At 57.9% G+C, this 20171-nt stretch carries 17 protein-coding genes and 1 riboswitch; of the genes, 12 read left to right on the top strand and 5 right to left on the bottom strand.

Annotation, left to right across the window (positions count from 1 at the left end):
* The first annotated feature begins 29 nt into the window (after positions 1-29).
* The 5 genes from K7H09_RS10675 to hemB all read left to right on the top strand — a co-directional run bounded on the left by K7H09_RS10675 (position 30) and on the right by hemB (position 4109).
* Positions 30-887, top strand: a complete 858-nt coding sequence (locus tag K7H09_RS10675; RefSeq protein ID WP_269063984.1) for a cobalamin-binding protein — start codon at positions 30-32, stop codon at positions 885-887.
* Positions 887-1867 (top strand): FecCD family ABC transporter permease, encoded by a 981-nt coding sequence (locus tag K7H09_RS10670; protein ID WP_208797088.1) that lies wholly within the window; start codon positions 887-889, stop codon positions 1865-1867. The genes K7H09_RS10675 and K7H09_RS10670 overlap by 1 nt, the downstream gene beginning before the upstream one ends.
* The gene (locus tag K7H09_RS10665) at positions 1867-2637 is read left to right on the top strand and encodes an ABC transporter ATP-binding protein (RefSeq protein ID WP_141440932.1); all 771 of its coding nucleotides are present in this window, start codon (positions 1867-1869) and stop codon (positions 2635-2637) included. The genes K7H09_RS10670 and K7H09_RS10665 overlap by 1 nt, the downstream gene beginning before the upstream one ends.
* Positions 2638-2955: 318 nt before the next feature.
* A complete protein-coding gene (locus K7H09_RS10660) occupies positions 2956-3117 on the top strand; it encodes a hypothetical protein (RefSeq protein WP_208797087.1) in 162 nt (53 codons plus the stop codon).
* Positions 3114-4109: a porphobilinogen synthase gene (hemB, locus tag K7H09_RS10655; RefSeq protein WP_208797086.1), complete on the top strand. Its 996-nt coding sequence runs from the start codon at positions 3114-3116 to the stop codon at positions 4107-4109. Before K7H09_RS10660 ends, hemB begins: the two co-directional genes overlap by 4 nt.
* A gap of 93 nt (positions 4110-4202) precedes the next feature.
* On the opposite strand, the gene K7H09_RS10650 is transcribed toward hemB, so the two are convergent.
* Together K7H09_RS10650 and K7H09_RS10645 are read right to left on the bottom strand one after the other, a co-directional pair.
* Positions 4203-5027 (bottom strand): AraC family transcriptional regulator, encoded by an 825-nt coding sequence (locus K7H09_RS10650; RefSeq protein WP_230804619.1) that lies wholly within the window; start codon positions 5025-5027, stop codon positions 4203-4205.
* Positions 5028-5181: 154 nt separating this feature from the next.
* Positions 5182-6072: an NAD-dependent epimerase/dehydratase family protein gene (locus K7H09_RS10645; RefSeq protein ID WP_230804617.1), complete on the bottom strand. Its 891-nt coding sequence runs from the start codon at positions 6070-6072 to the stop codon at positions 5182-5184.
* A 168-nt stretch (positions 6073-6240) separates the two neighbouring features.
* Between K7H09_RS10645 and K7H09_RS10640 the strand changes: the two genes are divergently transcribed.
* Positions 6241-6852 carry a Yip1 family protein gene (locus K7H09_RS10640; RefSeq protein ID WP_022523063.1) on the top strand — a complete coding sequence of 204 codons (612 nt, stop codon included), beginning with the start codon at positions 6241-6243 and terminating at the stop codon, positions 6850-6852.
* 78 nt (positions 6853-6930) lie between these two features.
* Here K7H09_RS10640 and K7H09_RS10635 read toward each other — a convergent pair whose 3' ends face one another.
* The 3 genes from K7H09_RS10635 to K7H09_RS10625 are packed head-to-tail and all read right to left on the bottom strand — an operon-like array spanning position 6931 to position 9772.
* Positions 6931-7695, bottom strand: coding sequence for an ABC transporter ATP-binding protein (locus tag K7H09_RS10635; protein WP_141440935.1), 765 nt, complete (start codon positions 7693-7695; stop codon positions 6931-6933).
* Positions 7695-8759 carry a FecCD family ABC transporter permease gene (locus tag K7H09_RS10630; RefSeq protein ID WP_141440936.1) on the bottom strand — a complete coding sequence of 355 codons (1065 nt, stop codon included), beginning with the start codon at positions 8757-8759 and terminating at the stop codon, positions 7695-7697. Before K7H09_RS10630 ends, K7H09_RS10635 begins: the two co-directional genes overlap by 1 nt.
* Positions 8756-9772: an ABC transporter substrate-binding protein gene (locus tag K7H09_RS10625; RefSeq protein WP_141440937.1), complete on the bottom strand. Its 1017-nt coding sequence runs from the start codon at positions 9770-9772 to the stop codon at positions 8756-8758. The genes K7H09_RS10630 and K7H09_RS10625 overlap by 4 nt, the downstream gene beginning before the upstream one ends.
* Before the next feature lie 64 nt (positions 9773-9836).
* Positions 9837-10027: riboswitch (cobalamin riboswitch) on the bottom strand.
* Positions 10028-10361: 334 nt separating this feature from the next.
* On the opposite strand from K7H09_RS10625, the gene K7H09_RS10620 reads away from it, so the two are divergent.
* The 6 genes from K7H09_RS10620 to K7H09_RS10595 are packed head-to-tail and all read left to right on the top strand — an operon-like array spanning position 10362 to position 20137.
* Entirely contained in the window at positions 10362-12119 is a 1758-nt protein-coding gene (locus tag K7H09_RS10620; protein ID WP_141440938.1) for an AAA family ATPase, read from the top strand.
* Positions 12116-12709, top strand: a complete 594-nt coding sequence (gene cobO / locus K7H09_RS10615) for a cob(I)yrinic acid a,c-diamide adenosyltransferase (protein ID WP_141440939.1) — start codon at positions 12116-12118, stop codon at positions 12707-12709. Before K7H09_RS10620 ends, cobO begins: the two co-directional genes overlap by 4 nt.
* A complete protein-coding gene (locus tag K7H09_RS10610) occupies positions 12709-14079 on the top strand; it encodes a cobyrinate a,c-diamide synthase (RefSeq protein WP_230804615.1) in 1371 nt (456 codons plus the stop codon). Before cobO ends, K7H09_RS10610 begins: the two co-directional genes overlap by 1 nt.
* Entirely contained in the window at positions 14066-15172 is a 1107-nt protein-coding gene (gene cobW / locus K7H09_RS10605; protein WP_230804613.1) for a cobalamin biosynthesis protein CobW, read from the top strand. The genes K7H09_RS10610 and cobW overlap by 14 nt, the downstream gene beginning before the upstream one ends.
* Positions 15172-18993: a cobaltochelatase subunit CobN gene (cobN, locus tag K7H09_RS10600; protein WP_230804611.1), complete on the top strand. Its 3822-nt coding sequence runs from the start codon at positions 15172-15174 to the stop codon at positions 18991-18993. The genes cobW and cobN overlap by 1 nt, the downstream gene beginning before the upstream one ends.
* Positions 18971-20137, top strand: coding sequence for a cobalamin biosynthesis protein CobG (locus K7H09_RS10595; RefSeq protein WP_041158589.1), 1167 nt, complete (start codon positions 18971-18973; stop codon positions 20135-20137). Before cobN ends, K7H09_RS10595 begins: the two co-directional genes overlap by 23 nt.
* Positions 20138-20171: the final 34 nt, after the last annotated feature.

Genomic DNA, 20171 nt, shown 5'->3' with positions numbered 1-20171 from the left:
GCGGGGCCCTGGGCCTCGCACTACTGCTGATGGCGTCCGCTGCCCCGGCACACGAGCACTCGCGCTGCGCAGTGGATGATCGTGACCGTGAGGTTTGTCTGTATAATGCTGCTCAGCGCATTGCTACGCTCTCGCCTGGCGCAACCGAGCTGACTTATGCGGCTGGCGCAGGAGATCAAGTGGTCGCCGTCGTCTCGTATAGCGACTATCCCCCGGAAGCCAAACAAGTGGCGTCGGTGGGCAGCCATACCCGAATTGATTTAGAAAAACTGGTGGGACTTGCACCCGATATAGTGATTGGTTGGGTGACGGGTAACCCCGCCGAACAGCTTGAAACCCTTGAAGCCTTAGGCATGCCAGTGTTCTATATCGAGCCCCGCGATGTAGAAGGCGTGGCCAGCGCCATTGAGCGCTTGGCAAGGTTGGCAGGCACAGAAACAGCGGGACAAGCAGTGGCCGACAATTTCCGCAATACCATGAACGCCCTTGAAGAGCGCTATCGAGACCGGGAGCCGGTACCCACGTTTTACCAAGTGTGGGATGAGCCGCTAATGAGCGTTAACGACCAGCACCTGATCGGCCAAGTGGTTGAGATTTGTGGCGGTGAGAATGTGTTTGGCGATCAGGCACGCCTGGTGCCGCGTATCGATGATGAAGCCGTGTTGGCAGCCAATCCTGAAGCGATTGTTGCCGGTGGCATGGGGGAAGAGAATCGCCACTGGCTGACGCACTGGGAACAGTATCCCAACTTGACGGCGGTTGCGGAAGATAACCTCTTTTTTGTGCCGCCCTCACTGATTCAACGGCCCACGCCGCGACTGATGGAGGGCACCCAGCTCCTCTGTGAGAAGCTCGATATCGCCCGCCAAAAACGTGAGCGCAGCTAATGCTCGCACGCCTGGGACTGCCGCTTAGCCTGCTATTACTAGCGGCCTTGGCTTCGCTGATCATCGCCATTGGTGTCGGTAGCGCGCAGATTTCACCGGCTCAAATCTGGCAGGTGGTGGTGGGTAACAGTATCCAGGGCGATGCACTAGCGCGCACCATGGTGATTGATCTGCGCTTGCCCAGGGCGCTCTCGGCTTTTGCTGTAGGCGGTTTACTGGCGGTAGCCGGTGCGTTGATGCAGGTGTTGCTGCGTAACCCCCTGGCAGACCCTTACGTGCTTGGTCTTTCCGGTGGCGCCTCGATTGGCGCACTAGCAGCCATGCTGGGTGGACTAGGCGGGCTGGCGATTTCAGGCTCGGCATTTGGCGGTGCACTGCTCTCAACGTTTTTAGTCTTTGGTTTGGCCCACGGCAGCGGCGGCTGGACGCCTTCGCGGTTGCTGCTCACCGGTGTGGTGGTCGCGGCGGGGTGGGGGGCAGTAATTACACTAATGCTGGCGCTGAGCCCCGCCGAACGCCTGCCGGGTATGCTTTACTGGCTCATGGGCGATCTCTCCTATGCGCGCACGCCTTGGCCGCCGCTACTGCTGTTACTGGCCACCTGCGTGGTGCTGATTCCGCTCGGGCGTAGCCTGAATGTACTGGCCCGTGGCCCGCAGCAAGCCGCCGCGCTGGGCGTTGCGGTTAGGCCGCTGGAGTGGTGTATCTACATTGCCGCCAGCCTGCTGACTGCTGCTGCCGTTACTACCGCAGGCAGCATTGGTTTTGTCGGTCTAGTGGTACCCCACATGCTGCGTTTGCTGCTAGGCAATGATCAGCGGCTGATACTGCCCGCCTGCGCACTGGCGGGTGGCACGCTGTTGGTGTTGGCCGATACCCTGGCGCGCACGATGATCGCTCCGGAGCAGTTGCCCGTAGGGGTAATCACCGCGCTATTGGGTGTGCCTACCTTCCTGTTTCTGCTCTACCGGAGCCGCTGATGAGCGTACTGGCTACCCGTGATCTCATCATCGATGTGCCTGGCCGCGAAGGCGGTACGCCGCTTAATATAACCATCGAACCAGGGCAGGTGTGGGGTGTGTTAGGGCCTAACGGGGCGGGTAAAACGACGCTATTACACACCTTAGCTGGCCTGCATGCGCCACGTTCAGGCAGTGTTCAGCTCAACGATTCAGCGCTTGGCCAGCTGCGCCGCCGCCATGTTGCTCAGCGTTTGGGGTTAGTATTTCAAGATCGCCAGGATGGGTTTCCAGCAACGGTGTTGGAAACCGCTCTGATTGGCCGTCACCCTTATCTATCGCCTTGGCAGATGGAGCGGGCTGAAGACTACGCCCGAGCGGAAGCCGCCCTTGAGCGCCTGGATGTTGCACACCTGCGTGACCGCTTGGTAAGCACACTTTCCGGTGGCGAGCGCCAGCGGGTGGCGATTGCCACGGTGCTGACGCAAGCGCCCAATGTGTGGCTAGCGGATGAACCCACCAACCATCTGGATCTTCATCACCAGAGTGCCGTGATGGCGCTAATGGCAGAACAGGCCATTCAGGGGCAGGCGGTCATCATGTGTTTACACGACCTAAACCTTGCTGCCCGCTGGTGCGACCATGTGCTGTTGCTTTATCCCAATGGCGAGGCGTGCTGGGGCTCGCGGGATAACATGCTGGTGCCCAGCGCACTGGAAGATCTCTACCGCCAAAAGCTAGCAGTGGTAGAGGTGGATGGCGCACCGGTGTTTGTGCCGGTGAAGGGGTGATACAAGCTTAATCTAGCCGTAATCTCGATTAGGGCCCGTCATTCAAGTTTATTCTTAGATACATAGAAACCAAGCGTCATATTAGCCGGAATAATGGTAATGATTTCATCACTTTCTCAGTCATGCTGCATCACTGTAAGGTTTTTTACTTATTGCGTGGAGTGAAAAGTTGAAAAAAATCATTAATTATTAGCTAATTTATTTACACATATTTTTCCTTTTCTAACCAATTTATGTCTCAAGTGGAAAAGTCATTCGTCGAACCTGCGGAGGATAATGTGAACTATGTTATCAACCTGTATAAAGAAGGCGTCACGAATGGAAAAATTCATCATCACCGCTGCAGTAAATAGTGGAACAACTTCACGTCGAAAAAATCCAAACGTTTCTTATACACCTGAAGAAGTTGTGCTTGACGTTTCAAACCCCGATGAAGCCAGAAAGGCCATGGGTCTTAATTTTGTAAGGGCAGTTGCATGAGTATGGTTCATCGTCCCCGCCGATTGCGTCAAAATAATGAATTTCGTCAACTTGTTAAAGAAAACGTTTTAACTTTGAGTGATTTGGTACAACCTATATTTATCGAAGAGGGTACAATTGAGCGTACTCCTATAAAGGAGCTACCAGGTATTTATCGAATACCTGAAGCATTACTTTGTGAAGAGGTAGAGTCACTCTATGGCCTAGGTATTCGTTGCGTCATGCCATTTGGTATATCTCATAATAAAGATAGTCTTGGCAGTGATACCCTTTCCGATAATGGATTGCTGGCACGCATGATCCGTATCATTAAAGAATGTAGATCCGATATGCTGGTTATTCCAGATATTTGTTTCTGTGAATACACCACACATGGTCATTGTGGAGTAGTTGTAGAAGGAAAAGTTGACAACGACAAAACTGTTGAAAATTTAGTTAAGCAGTCCCTTGTTGCTGCTCAAGCAGGTGCTGACATGTTAGCGCCATCATCTATGATGGATGGGCAGGTGGGGGCAATACGGCATGCACTGGATAAATCTGGTTATTCTGAGGTTGCCATACTGTCCCATGCAGTGAAGTTTTCATCCGCTTTTTATGGCCCTTTTCGCTCCGCAGTTGACTGTAAGCTTGGAGGTGATCGTCTAGGTTATCAAGCGGATAATGCAAATGGCCGTCAGGCTATGATTGAAGCCCGTCTAGATGAGGAACAAGGGGCTGACATTCTGATGGTGAAACCTGGTATGCCATATTTAGACGTGGTTAGCCAACTTCGAAATCGCACTGACCTTCCTTTAGCTATTTACCAAGTAGCAGGTGAATATGCCGCTATCAAATTCGGTTCGCTAGCTGGTGCTTTAGATGAAAAAGAAACCGTCATGGAAGTCATGACAGGTTTCAAACGTGCAGGTGCTGACATCATAGTTAGTTACTATGCACACCAAATAGCTCAGTGGCTAAGTGAAAGAAACGTGGACGCGATTATTAGAAATTAATAGTGGTCAGTCAGCGGTTTTAACGAAAGCTTCATATATTCCTCTACCTGTTATTTCAATAAGTAGAGGAACAATATCAATCTCATTCGAATTTTATTCTTCCATACACGACAATTTTATTTGAGAACGGGACAGGTCGTTCAAATACTCTCGTGGGGATTTTCCCGTTACACGCTTGAACATAACAGTAAAAGCACCTTGAGAAGCATATCCTAGCTCTTCAGCAACTTGACTAACACGTTCTCCAGTGCTTAAACCCAAAATTGCACTGACGATGCGTACCTGCTCCCTCCATTGAATGAAAGAAATACCTGTCTCGCTGCGAAATAGCCGGGTTAACGTCCGAGTGGTTGCTCCGACTTCATTGGCCCAATCTGCCAATGAACGTACATCCCCAGGATTTTCCAGTAACGTATCGCATATTTTTTTTAAACGCTTATCTCTACCCATGGGAAGCTTTAATCCACACTCGAATGCATGCTTCGTTTCTTCCAATGTTAGTCTCAGTAAACGTTCTTCAAAACTGTCAGGATGGTAAGTTATCGGGAAATAAGAGGCTCTGATCAGCAGTTCCCGCAAAAGGGGAGTGATACCAATACCTACTGGGTGATTAGGTAAGCTTAAGGTGAATGATTCGACATTTACATATAATGTCCGTAAAGAAACCGATGTGCTGGCAGTCATTTCATGCTCTACATAAGGGGGCATCCATACGCCACGAAAGGGAGGTAACAACCAATACTCATCGCAAGTTCTTAGTCTCATAGTACCTGCGCTGGCATATATCAACTGTCCGCGCTGATGTTGGTGCGGAAGAATATGATGGCCCGCAGGGTATTCTTTGGACATCGATACCACTGGATTTTTTGCATTTTCCCATTGTTCAAGGTGCGCATTTGGTGAGTGGTCAGTATTCATTCGGGGCTCAACATTTGAAAAGAAATAGATGGTAATACCTCTGTGATCGCACCAACTTCAATTAGTTTTTATATAGAGTCTGTTGATGTTTCCGCGTGAGCCACGATGAAGTGTTCACAGAACCTGACATGACCACTTATTTTTCAGGTTGGCTTCACTGCTTCAGCTCTTCCCGCCAGGAGTGGCGTGGTTCAAAGCCGACCAGACGACGGGCCTTTTCGATGCAGTAGAAGGTTTCGAATTCATCCATTTCGCGCTTGATAGGTACGCCGGAGTAGAAGCGTTCGATCACCTGGGCGTTGGTCAGGCCCACTGACAGCTCGTCATTGGCGACGTTAAACACCTGGTAGCCGAGGCCATCTGTTTTCAGGCAGCAATCGACCATCTGGCCCAGGTCGCGAGCGTCGATGTAGGCGAATATATTGCGGCGGCGCAGGGCGGGATCATCCATGTAAGCTGGGAAATCCTGACGGTACTCGTGGGGCTCGATAACGTTGTTGATGCGCAGGCCGTAGATGTCGATGCCCGAGCGCGCCTGGAAGGAGCGTGCCGTTACTTCGTTAACTACCTTACTCATGGCGTAGCTATCTTGAGGCACGGTGGGGTGCTCTTCATCGACGGGCAAGTAGTCGGGTTTTTGCTCGCCATCAGCGAAGCAGACACCGTAGGTGGTCTCGCTAGAGGCGAAGATAACCTTGGGAATGCCCAGCTTGGTGGCGGCATCAAGAATGTTGTAGGTACTTAGGGTATTGATGCGGTAGGTCTCGTTGTCCGGCCGATGCAGAATGGCTGGTATGGCCGCGAAGTGGACTATCGCATCATAACGCGGCACGCCGGTGCCGGGTTCCAGCTCATCGAACCCAGCGTAGGCTTGGCAAGCATTAAACACTTGCCCTGCATCGGTCAGATCGGTTTTCAGGGTAGTAATACCGGGCACATCAGATGCCACCCAGTCCAAATTGGTGACGCGGTGGCCTTGATCGCGAAGATAAGCGGTCGCATGGCGACCAGCTTTGCCACTGCCGCCGGTGAACAGAATACGCATATGAACTCCACCAATGAATAGAATGAGCTACCCCACCTTAGCAAAGAAAAATCCTCACCTCCGAAAATGATTTTGTGTTCTACACTAAAAATGATTCGGAACCTTGTTGATCCGATCGATCATCGTCTGATCCTAACAATAGCGTGTCCACAAAAACGGGAGGTCGTTATGGTCAATCATGTTTGGGGGCTTCTCCATCATCCTGAGCGGGAGTGGTATAAGATCAGTGAGGAGCATGAGTCTGTCAGTCATCTCTATGCTCACCATGTCCTGTTACTCGCTGCCGTTCCTGTTGTCTGTGCCCTGATAGGCACCACCCAGGTAGGCTGGACTTATGGTGGTTCGGCAACCTATAAAGTCTCCCTTGCCAACGGTATTGCCTTAGGCGTGGCTTTTTATGCGCTGATGCTAATGGCTGTGGGGGTGGTGGGGAGTGTGATCCATTGGATGGCCCGCCGTATTGAGAATCGACCTAGCCGCCGCGACTGTATTATCTTCGCAGGTTATATTGCGACCCCGATGTTCCTCAGCGGCGTTTTTGCGCTCTATCCGGTTTTCTGGTTGTGTGTGCTAGGGATGGTGATCGGCCTGCTCTATAGCACCTATCTGCTCTACAAAGGAACGCCCAGCTTTCTGGGAATCAGTCATAAGCAGGGGTTTATTCTGTCGACCACGACGCTGGGTATCGGTGTTTTGGTGCTGGAGGCGCTGCTTGTCGTCGTCGTACTTCTGTGGAGTATGGGCACGGATCACAGTGTGGTTTGGCATTTTTTTCGGTGAATGAGGACTGTAGCGCCGGGGGCACGAAAGTTTGCGCTGTCGGTAACCGGGCATTTTTCCTAGCAGACTAGGAGCTAGCTAAATCGCACTGTGAAAACGCATGACTTGCTTGCCATCGACAGGATCATCGATCACATGGGCATATACCCCAAAGGTCTGTTGTAGCCTGTTAGGCGTGAGTATGTCTTGGGGGAGGCCGCTATCGATCAGGCGGCCGCCATCCATGACGCCGATGCGGTCACACTCCATGGCTTGGTTAAGATCATGCAGTGAGATAACCACCGTGATCGGTAGTTGCCTGACCAATTCAAGAATCGAAAGCTGGTGGCGAATATCCAGATGATTGGTGGGTTCATCCAATAGCAGAATTTTAGGCTGTTGTGCCAGCGCTCGGGCAATATGCACTCGCTGGCGCTCACCGCCAGAGAGGGTATGCCAAAGGCGATTGGCCATGTGCACCATATCCACATCTGCCAGCGCCTGCGCCACGATGGCATCATCTTCCGTTGACCAGGGACGCAACGCGGAAAGGAAAGGTGTACGACCCAGTGATACCACTTGGTGCACGGTAATGCGGTCGGTAGTGTCCGCCTGCTGTTCCACCAAGGCAACGGATTGTGCGATAGCCCGTTGCTTGAGCGTGTGCAGGGGCTGGCTATCCATCAACACCCGTCCTGCCTTGGGTTTGTTCAATCCCGCCAACAGACGCAGCAGGGAGGTTTTCCCCGAGCCGTTCGGCCCCACCAGTCCAAAGGTCTGGCCGGGCTCGACGGTAAGATTGACGTCAGCAAGCAGTGGCGTGCCGTGTACTGACCACGCAAGCTGTTCAGCCGTTAATCGCATTAAGACCTCTTGCCGCGAACCAGAATCAGCGCAAAAGCGGGCGCGCCGATCAGTGAGGTAATCACCCCGATGGGGAGTACTTGGCCGGATATCAGCACCCGGGAAAGAATATCCGAGCCGATCAAGAACACGGCGCCTGCCAGAGCGGTTGCTGGTACCAGTCGGGTATGGCGGCTCCCCACGATAAAACGCATCGCGTGAGGGATCACCAGGCCAACAAAACCAATCGCTCCCACGATAGACACCATCACGGCCGTGACCAGTGCCATGGCGATAATCAGCATTCCACGCACCGGGCGCACCGCGATGCCCATGGAGGCGGCGCTGTCGGCGCCGAAGGTAAATGCATCCAGGGAGCGCCGGTGCCACAGGCAAACCAGCAGCCCGAACAGCGCAGCAGGCACCGCCAAGGATACATCGGCCCAGCGTACCCCGGATAGATTGCCCATCAGCCAAAACATGATGCCCCGGGCCTGCTCGGCGCTTGCTGACTTGGTGATGATAAAAGCGGTCAGCGCATTGAACAGCTGCGAGCCTGCAATACCCGCCAAAATAATCGCCCCCGCGGCTTGAACGCCGCGGCCGCCACCCACACCGCTGTTGGCTGCATGGGCGAGCATGACCACGATGCCGAAGGCGAGCAGGGCGCCCACAAAGGCACCCAAAGAGAGCGAAAGCGCTCCAGCGCCCAGTCCGGCGACGGCCACCGCGACTGCCCCGGTAGAAGCCCCAGCGGAAATACCCATCAAGTAGGGGTCAGCCAAGGGGTTACGCAGCAGCGCCTGTAGCACGACCCCGGCCAGGGCCAAGCTGGTGCCGCAACAGGCGGCAACCACGGCGCGGCTGAGACGATAGTTCCAAATAATGCCCGCGTCGATTCGGTCAACCGGGTAATCCGTTCCTATTAGCTGGTTGGTGAGCACTTTGACAATGGTATCCACGGGAATCGGCGTCTCGCCGATGGCGGTGCCCGCGATCAGTGCCGTCACAAGCACGAGCGGCGTTATCCATAGCCAGCGCAACCCGAAGTGTGCGGAGGAAGCCCTCGTTAGCGCTATGCTCATTCGTTAAACGACATATTGGATAGTGACTCGGCAAGTGTTTCAAGGCCGTAAATAGTGCGCATGGTGGCGCTCATGGCGTGGGCGTCCATCTCGACGATACGGTTATTTTTAACCGCGTTCATCTCCCGGGTGACCGGGTCACTGCGTAAAAACTCGCGTTTTGCTTCAATGTCGTCGGCAGGAAAACGGCGGCGATCCATGCTGGCGATAACAAGCACATCGGGATCGGCTCTGGCGATGCTTTCCCAGCCCACCGTGGGCCACTCTTCGTCAGACTCGATGATATTACGAATGTCGAGTTTTTCCATCATATACCCCGGTGCCCCCAGTTGCCCCGCCACGAAAGGGCTAACCCCCAGGTCTGTCGATGAAAACCAGAATGCCGCCGATAAGTCTTCCGGTAAATCAAGGCTGCTCGCCAAGTCGATAGCGCGCTGTTCGCGGGCGGCAAGGTCGGTTATCAGCGCCTCGCCAGCGTCTTGAACATCGTAGATCGCGGCTAACTCGGTGATCCCTTTATAGATGGAGTCAGTCGAGAAGGCGGCGGTGCGGGTGCCATCGCCGCCGGTAGAGTTATCCTTGGTATCGCAATCGGCGGGCATAATATAGGTATTAATACCCAGCTCATGAAACTGCTCACGGGTGGCGACACTGCCGGTGGGGCCCACGTGCCACTCATACTGCACCGCCACCAGATCAGGCCGTTTATTTACTACGGCCTCGAAGCTCGGGTCGTCATCGGCGATCCGCTCGATCCCTTCATTAGCCTCAGCAAATTGTGGCAAAACGGGATTAAACCAAACCGAGGTACCATTCACTCGATCAGCGAGCCCTAGCGAGTAGAGGATCTCTGTGGCCGATTGCCCCACCGTCACTGTTCGCTCGGGGGACGACGTCACACTGAAGTCAACGCCGCAATTGGTTAGCGTAAGAGGGTAGTCGGTGGAGGCGTAAGCCGCCTGTGCAAGGCCAACAGCGCTCGCGGCGACGGCCGTGGTCAATCTCAACATCATGTACACTCCCGTGCATGATGAGCTCCGCATTCGGGCAGAAAATACTGACCGAGCCACTTCGCTCGATGTAAGTAATATATCGGCAGTTCTCCTGACTGACGGGTCATGGCTAGCTCGCCTTCCCAGACTCTGTGTCCAGTGGCATCAAAGAGCATCGCTCGCCGCCTACAGTTGCGGGGGCAGTTCCGGTTCGCGGCAAGCCGCGGCGGATTCTCTATTAAGTTCCGTGGGAACACCGACACTGGCCATTCTAGGTTGCAGGTGGATAGCGAACAACAGAAAGCCTAAGGATCTTATGAGTTCTTGTTTAAAATGGAATGTTATAACATTGTATTATGTGAGGGCGTAAAAATCCAACTGTATCCTTAGCATAAGTGATATATGCCCTCGCAAAGTTAATAGCTTGCAACAAATTGGCCTCGCCGCCACCCCTTCCTCTATACTGAACGCCTTTTCTGTTCCCGCTTCTTTATGAATGATTTTATTAACACTTAGCTAGTTGCCATGAATCATATTCAAGTTCCATGCTCCCCAGATCAGTTGGCTAGTAGTGATCGGTTAGCGGGCTTGGCCAGCACGGGAGGTGCCGGTGAGTGAGTTCCCCTTTGCGGCGGTGGTCGGCCAGGAGTCGCTGAAGACCGCGCTGCTCCTTAACGCCATTAACCCGCGCATCGGCGGGGTATTGATTAGTGGGCCAAGGGGCAGCGCTAAATCCACCTTAGCTCGGGCGCTGGCCGCCATTCTGCCCAGCGATAGCGAAGGAAAGCATGCCCCTTTTGTCACTCTGCCGCTGGGTGCCAGCGAAGACAGGCTGGTTGGCAGTCTGGATCTGCAAAAGGTACTGGCCAATGGCGAAGCTACCTTTCATGCCGGGCTGCTGGCTAAAGCCGACGGCGGGGTGCTCTATGTGGATGAAGTCAATCTGCTACCGGATACCCTGGTTGATTTGCTGCTAGACGTGGCCGCCAGCGGTACCAATATTGTTGAGCGCGATGGCATTAGCCACTCCCACCCGGCGCGCTTTAGCCTGATCGGCACCATGAACCCGGACGAAGGCGAGCTGCGCCCTCAGTTGCTTGACCGCTTTGGCCTCTGCCTTGAACAGGCTGGAACCATAAGCATCGACGAGCGCATTGCCATTGTGCAGCAACGGGAAGCCTTTGACCGCGACCCCACTGGCACGCTCGAACGCGTTGAGGATGCCCAGGCCGCTCTGGTCGGGCGCATTGCTAAAGCGCAGCGCTTGCTCAAAGAGATCACCACCGACACCTGGGTGTATCGAACGATTGCCAACTGCTGTGAAGCCGCGGGCGTTGAAGGTCTGCGGGCAGACGTTACCTGGCACCGCGCCGCCCAGGCCCATGCGGCCTGGCGTGGTGTGGCTAGCGTGGAGCAGCAGGATATCGACACCGTTGAACCCTGGGTGTTGGCTCATCGGCGTACCCAACCGCCTGAGCAGAGCCCGCCATCATCTCCACCTAATGGAACACCTTCGAAAGACGAGAGCGGTTCGTCGTCGGGCAATAACGCATCGACCGCTGGTTCATCCCAACAGAGCGCTGAACAGGGCCAGTGGGGCGCAATGCCTCCCATAGCCCAGGAAGCGATTATCCAACCAGCGGTGAAATTGCCCGATAGCGAAGATCTTTTTAAGCTGGCCAACCGCACCGATACCAACGCTAGCGCTGGAAAAGGTGGTGCGTTGGGCCAGGGGCGATCCCAAGTGACGACTTCCCGGCTGGATGGGTTTGCGACCGTTATCGCCAATCGCGGTCAGTGGCCTTGGCAGCAGCTAAAGATGCGCAAGACCCGCTCTGGGCAGGCGACAGCGCACCTGGTGCTGCTGGACACCTCCGGTTCCACCCTGGGTCAGCGCCTGCTGGGCCAGGCAAAGGGGCTGGTCGAATCGCTGGTTAGCCAAGCCTACGCCGCGCGGGAGCAGGTTGCGGTGCTGGGGTTTGGCAATGGCGGTGTCGTGCCGATACTCTCCCGTCGCCGGGCGCCGAAAAACGCGCGGGGTACGCTTGAGGCGGCCAAAGGCGGTGGCGGCACCCCGCTGCGGGAAGCAATTATTGAAGCCAAGCGGCTGATCCGCCAGTGGCAACGCCGCGAGCCTGGCCTGAGGGTGCGCACCTATCTGATCACCGACGGACGCACCCGGGAAACCGTTGACGATCTTGCCCCGCTGGATGACTGCCTGCTGATCGATACCGAACAGTCCAAAGTCAAACGTGGGCAGGGCGCGCGAATCGCCCAGCAGTTGGGCGCGCGCTACTGGCCGGCCTCGTTTGGCAAACCATTTTTGGCGCCTACCGTCTATGCACATCAACCTGGGAACCTCTCATGAGCGACGCAAGCCATTTAGATCGCATGCAGCGTAAAAAAGACGTGGTCGACGAGCGCATCAGCAAGGCGACGGAAGAGCGCGGCGTGTTGATTCTGCTCAAAGGCAACGGCAAGGGCAAAAGCAGCTCTGCTTTCGGCACCATGGCGCGCTCACTGGGGCACGGCCAGCAGTGCGCGGTGATCCAGTTCATCAAAGGCCGCCGGGAAACCGGCGAGTATCTGTTCTTTCGCGATCATCCCAAGCTCGACTGGCACATCATGGGCCACGGCTTTACCTGGGAAACCCAGAACCGCGAGCGGGACATCGAAGCCGCCCAAGCCGCCTGGGCCGTCGCCAAAGGGCTGCTGGAGAACCCCGCCTATCACATGATCGTGCTGGACGAGATGAGCTATATGTTCAAGTACGGCTATCTCGACCCCGAGCCGGTGGTGGAAGCGTTGCAGAGCCGCCCGGCGCACCAGAACGTCATCATTACCGGGCGTACCATGGCCACGCCGCTGCAGGAAATCGCCGATACCATCAGCGTCGTTCAGGATGAGCGCCACGCCTTTCGCGGCGGCGTCAAAGCCCAGGCGGGGATCGAATACTGATGACGACGCCAACCGCTCGCTGCCCCGCGCTGTTTATCGCCGCCCCGGCCTCAGGCCAGGGCAAAACCACCGTCACGGCGGGCCTTGCGCGCCTGTTGCGCAACCAGGGCAAGGTGGTGCGGGTGTTCAAAACCGGCCCGGACTACCTGGATCCGCAGATACTCGCCCAGGCCTCCGGCCAGCCGGTGGATCAGTTGGATCTATGGATGGCAGGCGAAGCCTACTGCCGCCAGCGCTTTTATGACGCCGCCTGCGAAGCCGATTTGATCCTGGTGGAAGGCGCCATGGGGCTGTTCGACGGCGAGCCCTCCAGCGCCGATCTGGCGGCCTTGTTCGATATTCCCATGGCGATCGTCATGGATGTAAAAGGCATGGCCCAGACCGCCGCCGCGCTTGTCTCGGGCTTGGTCGGCTTTCGCGACGACATCCATATCGCCGGGCTGATCGCCAATGCCTGCGGCTCGCAGCGCCACCGCGAGCTGATCGAAGGGGCGCTGCCGCCTACGATTCCTCTGCTGGCCGCCATGCCCCGCGACCCCGCGCTGTCACTCCCCGAGCGCCACCTGGGCCTCGTGCAGGCGGCGGAAATTCGTGAGGATCTGGAAACCCGCTTCAAGGCGGGCGCCAAAGCGCTGGAAGCCGCCGGGCTGCTGGATGCGCTCGCGGCGCTTTCACCCGTGACCTTTACCGCCCCCCAGGAACAACTTGCGGCCGTTAAGCCGTTGCTCAAAGGCTATACCGTTGGCGTGGCCCGGGACGCCGCCTTCAGCTTCGTCTATCAGGCCAACCTCGATCTACTGGAGCAGATGGGCGCGACGCTGCGTTTCTTCTCGCCGCTGACGGATAGCCGCCTGCCCGAATGCGACGCCCTCTGGCTGCCCGGTGGCTATCCGGAGCTTCATGCTCAAACGCTTGCGGATAACGGCGCCATGCGTTCGGCCATTGAGGCTTTTTATAGCGCCGACAAGCCCATTCTGGCCGAGTGTGGCGGGCTGCTGTACTGCCTGGAAACCCTGACCGACTACGACGATATTACCCATACGATGCTGGGCCTGCTGCCTGGGCAGGGGGCCATGCGCGGGCGGCACGGCTGCCAGGGAATGCAAACCGCCGAGCTGCCGGAAGGCCCGGTTCGCGGTCACGCGCACCACCGCTCCATGGCGGAAGGCACCCTCGAGCCGATTGGCCACGGCCGACGCCAGCGCCACCCCGCGCCGGGGGAGGCGATTTACCGTCAAAAGCGCCTGACGGCGACCTATTTGCATCTGTTTTTCCCTAATAATCCTGACGCTGTGGCAAGGCTCTTTTCTGCCAGCCCGGCGTACTGCGAACCGCAACACAGCGAGGCATTTACCCATGCAATTGAATAAGATTCCTGCCACGGTCGTGACCGGTTTCCTGGGCAGCGGTAAAACCACGCTGCTGGCCAATATTCTGCGTCAGGTGACCGGCAAACGGATCGCCGTGATCGTCAATGAGTTCGGCGAACAGGATATCGACTCCAGCCTGCTGCGCAGCTGTGTGCTGGGGTGTGAAGAGGGTAGCGAAGGCGGGCAGCTAGACGGTGAGGACGGCAGCATCTATGAACTGGCCAACGGCTGTATCTGCTGCACCGTGGAAGAAGAGTTTCTGCCGGTCATGAAAAAGCTGGTCGCCCGCCGCGACGATATCGACCACATCCTGATCGAAACCAGCGGCCTGGCACTGCCCAAGCCGCTGGTGCAGGCGTTCAACTGGCCCGACGTCCGCCAGCACTGCACCGTGGATGCGATTATTACCGTGATCGACGGCCCCGCCGTGGCCGCCGGGCGCTATGCCAGCGACGTGGACAAGGTGGCCGCCCAGCGCCTCGCCGACGAGAGCCTGGATCACGACCCCAGCCTGCGCGAGCTGCTTGATGACCAACTCAGCGCGGCGGATCTGGTGCTGGTCAGCAAGGCCGACCTGCTCAGCCCGGAAGAGCGCACAAAGGTGGAAGCGGTGATTCAGGCGCGTGTGACGGCGTCGGTGAAAACCCTGTTTATCGATCAGACCCTGACGACCGACACTACCCAACTGGAAGCGCTGATGGGCATTGGCGCAGCAAGCGAAAAAAACATCGATAGCATTACCAATCACCACGACAAGCACCACGCCGAAGGCGCTCACCACGACCACGCCCACGATAACTTTGATTCTTGCGTGATCACCCTGGGCGAAGTCGATGGCGATGTGCTGGCCGACAAGCTCCAGCAGCTGCTGAAAAGCCACGAGATCTACCGCGCCAAAGGCTTTGCGGCGATCCCCGGCAAGCCCATGCGTCGGGTCATCCAGGCGGTGGGCGAGAGACTGGAAGGCTACTTCGACCGGCTATGGGCTCAGGACGAACTCCGCCAAACCCAATTAGTGATTATTGGCAAACACCTGGATAGCGCAGCGCTGCGTGACGCGCTGGCTGAAGCAGAGGTTCAAACGGCTACCTAATGCACTTATTTGCCGCCAAGCCCGGAGGCTTTGTCGATGATGAAGGCATCATCGACCTGCAACAGAGCCCCGCCGAGGTCGTGATACTCTCCGCCGCCGATAGCAACCTGTCGGCGCTGGCCCAGGCGGTGGATCGACTGGGTGAGGCGTACCCCTCGGTGCGGCTGGCCAACTGGATGAACCTGGTAAAACCGGCCGCCTATGATCTCTACGAAGATCGGGTGCTGGAAAAGGCTCAGTTGGTCGTCGTCTCGCTGCTGGGCGGCAAGGCCTACTGGCAGTACGGCCATGAACGCCTGCTCGCCTGGGCGGCGGCCAAACCCGAGCGCCAGCTGATTCTGGTGCCGGGCTGCGATGCCCCGGATGATGCGCTGCTGGAAGACTCCACCATCGCCTTCGATGACGCGTACCGCGTGTGGCGCTATCTGCGAGAGGGCGGCGCTGATAACGCCGAGCAGCTGCTGCGCTTTGTCGCCAGCGAGTGTATGGACAAGCACATGGGCGACTGGCAGGAACCCAAGGTCATTCCGCCAGCGGTGATTTATGCGCCGCAAGAGCAGCAGGCCTCCAGTCTCAGCGAGTGGCGTAATCGCCAGGTGGCGGGGCGGCCGGTGTGCCTGCTGCTGTTTTATCGCAGCCATTTGCAGGGGGCGAATACCGCCGTACCCGACGGCTTGCTGGCGGCGCTCAAAGACCAGGGGCTTGAGCCGTTAGCGGTCGCCGTGGCGTCCCTGAAAGAAGGGCCGTGCATTGATTTTATCAATCACTTGATTGAGCAGACCGGCGCGATGCTGGTAATTAACACCACCAGCTTTGCGGTCAATCGCAATGCCGACGGGCTGAATGCCCAGGGGGAAGAACTTCCTGACAACCTGTTTGTAGGCCGACCCGTCGTGCTCCAGGCGATACTTGCCAGCAGCACTGCGGAAGACTGGCAGGGCATGGCCGCCGGGCTGCATAGCCGCGATGTGGCGATGCAGGTGGTGCTCCCCGAGATGGATGGCCGCATCATCACCCGGGCGGTGGGCTTTAAAGCCGAAGCCCACTACAACCCGCGCTGCCAGTTGGCGGTGACCCACCACGTGATCCACCCGGAACGAGCCGCCTTTGTGGCCGAGCTGGCGCGGCGCATTTGTTCGCTGCGGCTGTCCCCCAACGGGCAGAAGCGGGTCGCGCTGATCATGGCCAACTACCCCAATCGCGACGGCCGGATCGGTAACGGCGTCGGGTTGGATACCCCCGCGTCGACGCTGCAGATTCTAAGCGCCCTCAAGGAGGCGGGTTACCCGCTCAGCGAGCTGCCGGAAAACGGCGATGACTTGATCCGCCAGCTTCAGGGCGCGGTAACCAACGATCACGGCAGCCTCGACCAGCGCGCCTGCTGGCAGAGCATTAGCGTTGACGATTATCTGGCCTGGTTTCAAACCCTGCCCACCGAGCTTCAGGAAACGGTATGGACGCGCTGGGGCGCGCCTCACGAAGACCCCAAGTGCCGCCAAGGGCGGTTGATGATCGCGGGTATTCGTCTGGGTGAAACCTTCGTGGGTATCCAGCCGGAACGCGACTTTATCGACGATCTCACCCAGTCCTATCACGATATGGAGCTGGCGCCGCCGCACAGCTACCTGGCGTTTTATTTTTGGTTGCGCGCGCACTACCAGGTCGATGCGGTTATCCATGTGGGCAAGCACGGCAATTTAGAGTGGCTGCCGGGTAAAAGCATCGCCTTGAGTGCCGACTGCTGGCCAGATATTGCTTTGGGGCCGCTGCCGCATTTTTATCCGTTCATCGTCAACGACCCCGGTGAGGGTGCCCAGGCCAAGCGACGCAGTCAGGCGGTGATTATCGATCACCTGATGCCGCCGCTGGCGCGGGCCGAGCTCTACGGCGCCATGGCCGAGCTTGAAGCGCTCACCGACGAATATTATCAAGCGCTGGATATGGATCCCCGCCGAGAAGCGCTGATTCGCAGCCAGATTCTCGCCCACCTGCGTGATACTGGTATCGACCAAGAGCTTGCTCACAGCAGCGACGATGCCGAACTTCTCAACGAGCTGGATACCTTCCTCTGCGACATCAAGGAATCGCAGATCCGTCATGGACTGCACATACTCGGCACGCTGCCGCCGGAAGAGAAGCGGGCGGGCACTTTGGTGGCGCTGTTGCGACTACCCCGGGGCGAAGCGGTGGCAAGCCGCGGCCTGCTGCACAACCTGGCCAGCGATTTAGGCTTGAATTTTGATCCGTTAGCCGCGGGCAACGAGCCCTGGCAGGGGCCTGAACCGACCATTTTAAGCCAACAGCTCAATACCCCCTGGCGCACCGGGGCGGATGCCCGCGAGCGGCTGGAGCTGCTGGCCGAACGCTGGGTAGCCGACTACGTATTGGCAGACGGCTGCCTGGATGACCTGGCCCAGGATTACCCCGATACGGCAGCGCAGCTGCGCTACGCCCGGGACCAGCTATGGGTCACCATGCAGCGCGGGGTGAAGATGGAGATTCAGTCGCTGCTCGACGGCCTTGAGGGCATCTTCGTGCCCGCCGGGCCCAGCGGCGCCCCCAGCCGGGGGCGGCTGGATACGCTGCCCACCGGGCGCAACTTTTTCAGCGTGGATAACCGCTCGATTCCATCGCCCGCCGCCTGGACGCTGGGCGAAAAATCCGCCCAGGCGTTTGTCGAGCGCTACCTACAGGATCACGGCGACTACCCGAGGCGGCTGGGGCTGTCCATCTGGGGCACCGCCACCATGCGTACCGGCGGCGATGACATCGCCCAGGCCTTCGCGCTGATGGGCGTGCGGCCCATCTGGTCGCTGGGTTCCCAGCGGGTGAGCGACTTTGAAGTGATCCCCTCGATGCTGCTCAATCGCCCACGGGTCGACGTTACGCTGCGGGTGTCCGGGTTCTTCCGCGACGCCTTCCCCAACGTGATTCGGCTGTTTGACGCCGCGGTGCAGGCGGTGGCGCGCTATGAAGAGCCGGGCAACAGCAACACCATCCGCGAGGCGGTGCTTTCCCGCCAGCAAGCACTGGAAGAGCAGGGGCTAAGCCCCGAGATGGCCGCCCAGGAGGCGAGCTACCGTATCTTTGGCAGCAAGCCCGGCGAATACGGCGCGGGCCTCAACCGGCTGGTTGAAAACCGCTCTTGGGACAGCGCCGACGATTTAGCCGAAGCCTATCTTGGAGCAGGGGCTTACGCCTACGGCCAGTTTAAGGCCTCCGGCACCGCCGCGCGGGCGGCGTTCGAGCAGCAGCTCCAGGGCCTAGATGCGGTGATGCAAAACCAGGATAACCGTGAGCACGATATTCTCGATTCCAACAGCTACTACGCCTTTCAGGGCGGCATGGCCAACGCCACTCGCTCGCTGAGTGGCAAGGCACCGGAGATTTACCACGCCGACCACGCCAACCCGGCAATGCCCAAGATCCGCACTCTGAAAGAAGAATTGGCCAAGGTGATTCGCTCCCGCGTGCTGAACCCCAAATGGATCAACGCCATGCGCGAGCACGGCTACAAAGGCGCCTTTGAGATGGCCGCCACGGTGGACTACCTGTTTGCTTATGACGCCACCACTGATCTGATTGCCGACTACCAGTACGCCCAGGTGAGCGATGCCCTGGTGCTCGACGCCGCCAATCAGCAGTTCCTGCGCGAGCACAACCCGGCCGCCCTGGAAGAGATGGCCGAGCGCTTACTCGAAGCGGCCCAGCGGGGCATGTGGCAAGCCCCCGGCGAGCATGGCGAGTCGCTTCAGGATCTGCTGCTGGAAATGGACGAAGCCAAAGAGACCAGTGGTCATGTCGCCCAGCCCGCGCATTAAAGGCTGGTGCCCCGGCGCGTGGCGACCCATGGCCACCGGCGATGGCCTGCTGGTGCGTGTGCGCCCGCCGCTGGGTCAGCTTTCCCGCGAGCAGACGCTGGCACTGTGCGACGCCGCCGAGACCTTCGGCAGCGGTTTGATCGAGCTCACCAGCCGGGCCAACCTGCAGCTGCGTGGGGTGACCGACGAAAGCTGGCCGCTACTGATGGCGTTTCTGGTCGAGCATCAGTTGGTCAGCGACGACCCGGACGCAGAACGCCAGCCACAGCTGATGCTGGCGCCCGCATGGCAAGTGGGCGATGACACCCATACCATTGCCAGTCTGTTGCAGGCGCGGGGTAGCGAATTAGCCACCATGCCCGGCAAGGTGGGCATCGCCATCGATGCGGGAAACGCGCCGGTGCTTGGCGACAGCGCCGCTGATTTTCGAATCGAGCGCTCAACGGAAGGCGGCCTGATGGTGCGCCCCGATGGCTACGCGCAAGGCACGGCGGTGAACAATACCGAGGCCGCCGTCGAGCAACTGATACGCCTGACCCACTGGTTCGTAAATACCGGCGGCTGGGAGTCAGGCCGTATGCGGCGGCACACAGCACCGCTGCCAGATTGGGCGCCGGCTGATACAGCCCCCGCCTCCCATGGCGAGAAGCTGGCGCTGGGCGAAAATCGCGAGGGCATGGTGGTTGGCCTGCCTTTTGGTCGGGTGGCGGCTGATACGCTGCGCGAGGCGGTCTTTCCGGCAAGTGGCTCGCAAGCAAGTATCAGTGCTGTGCAGGTCACGCCCTGGCGGCGCCTGTTATTGAAGGATTGCGATACACTACCCGCGGTTGATGGCTTGATCCGTCATAATAGCGACCCGCGGCTATCTATGGATGCCTGCCCCGGCGCGCCCTTTTGCGAACAGGCGAGTGTCGCCACCCAGCCGCTTGCCGAGAAGCTAAGCGGCTGGGTGGAAGGAACGGTTCATATATCCGGCTGCTCTAAAGGCTGCGCCCGTCGCGCCCCAGCCGATGTGTGCTTGGTCGGGCAAGCAGGTCGATTTAATGTTGTTGTTAACGGCGGTGCCGATAGCACGCCGATTAAGACAGGCCTCACCGAGAGTGAGGCGTTGGATGTTATAAAGAAGCTCAGCGAAAGCCGTTAGGTTTATCGATATTAAAAAAATAGTGGCTTATATG

Source organism: Halomonas sp. IOP_14, from assembly GCF_021021315.1.
In the GTDB taxonomy this organism is placed as follows: Bacteria; Pseudomonadota; Gammaproteobacteria; order Pseudomonadales; family Halomonadaceae; genus Vreelandella; species Vreelandella titanicae.
The sequence above is the reverse complement of the archived record's forward strand: the minus strand, read 5'-3'. Positions and strand labels throughout refer to the sequence as shown.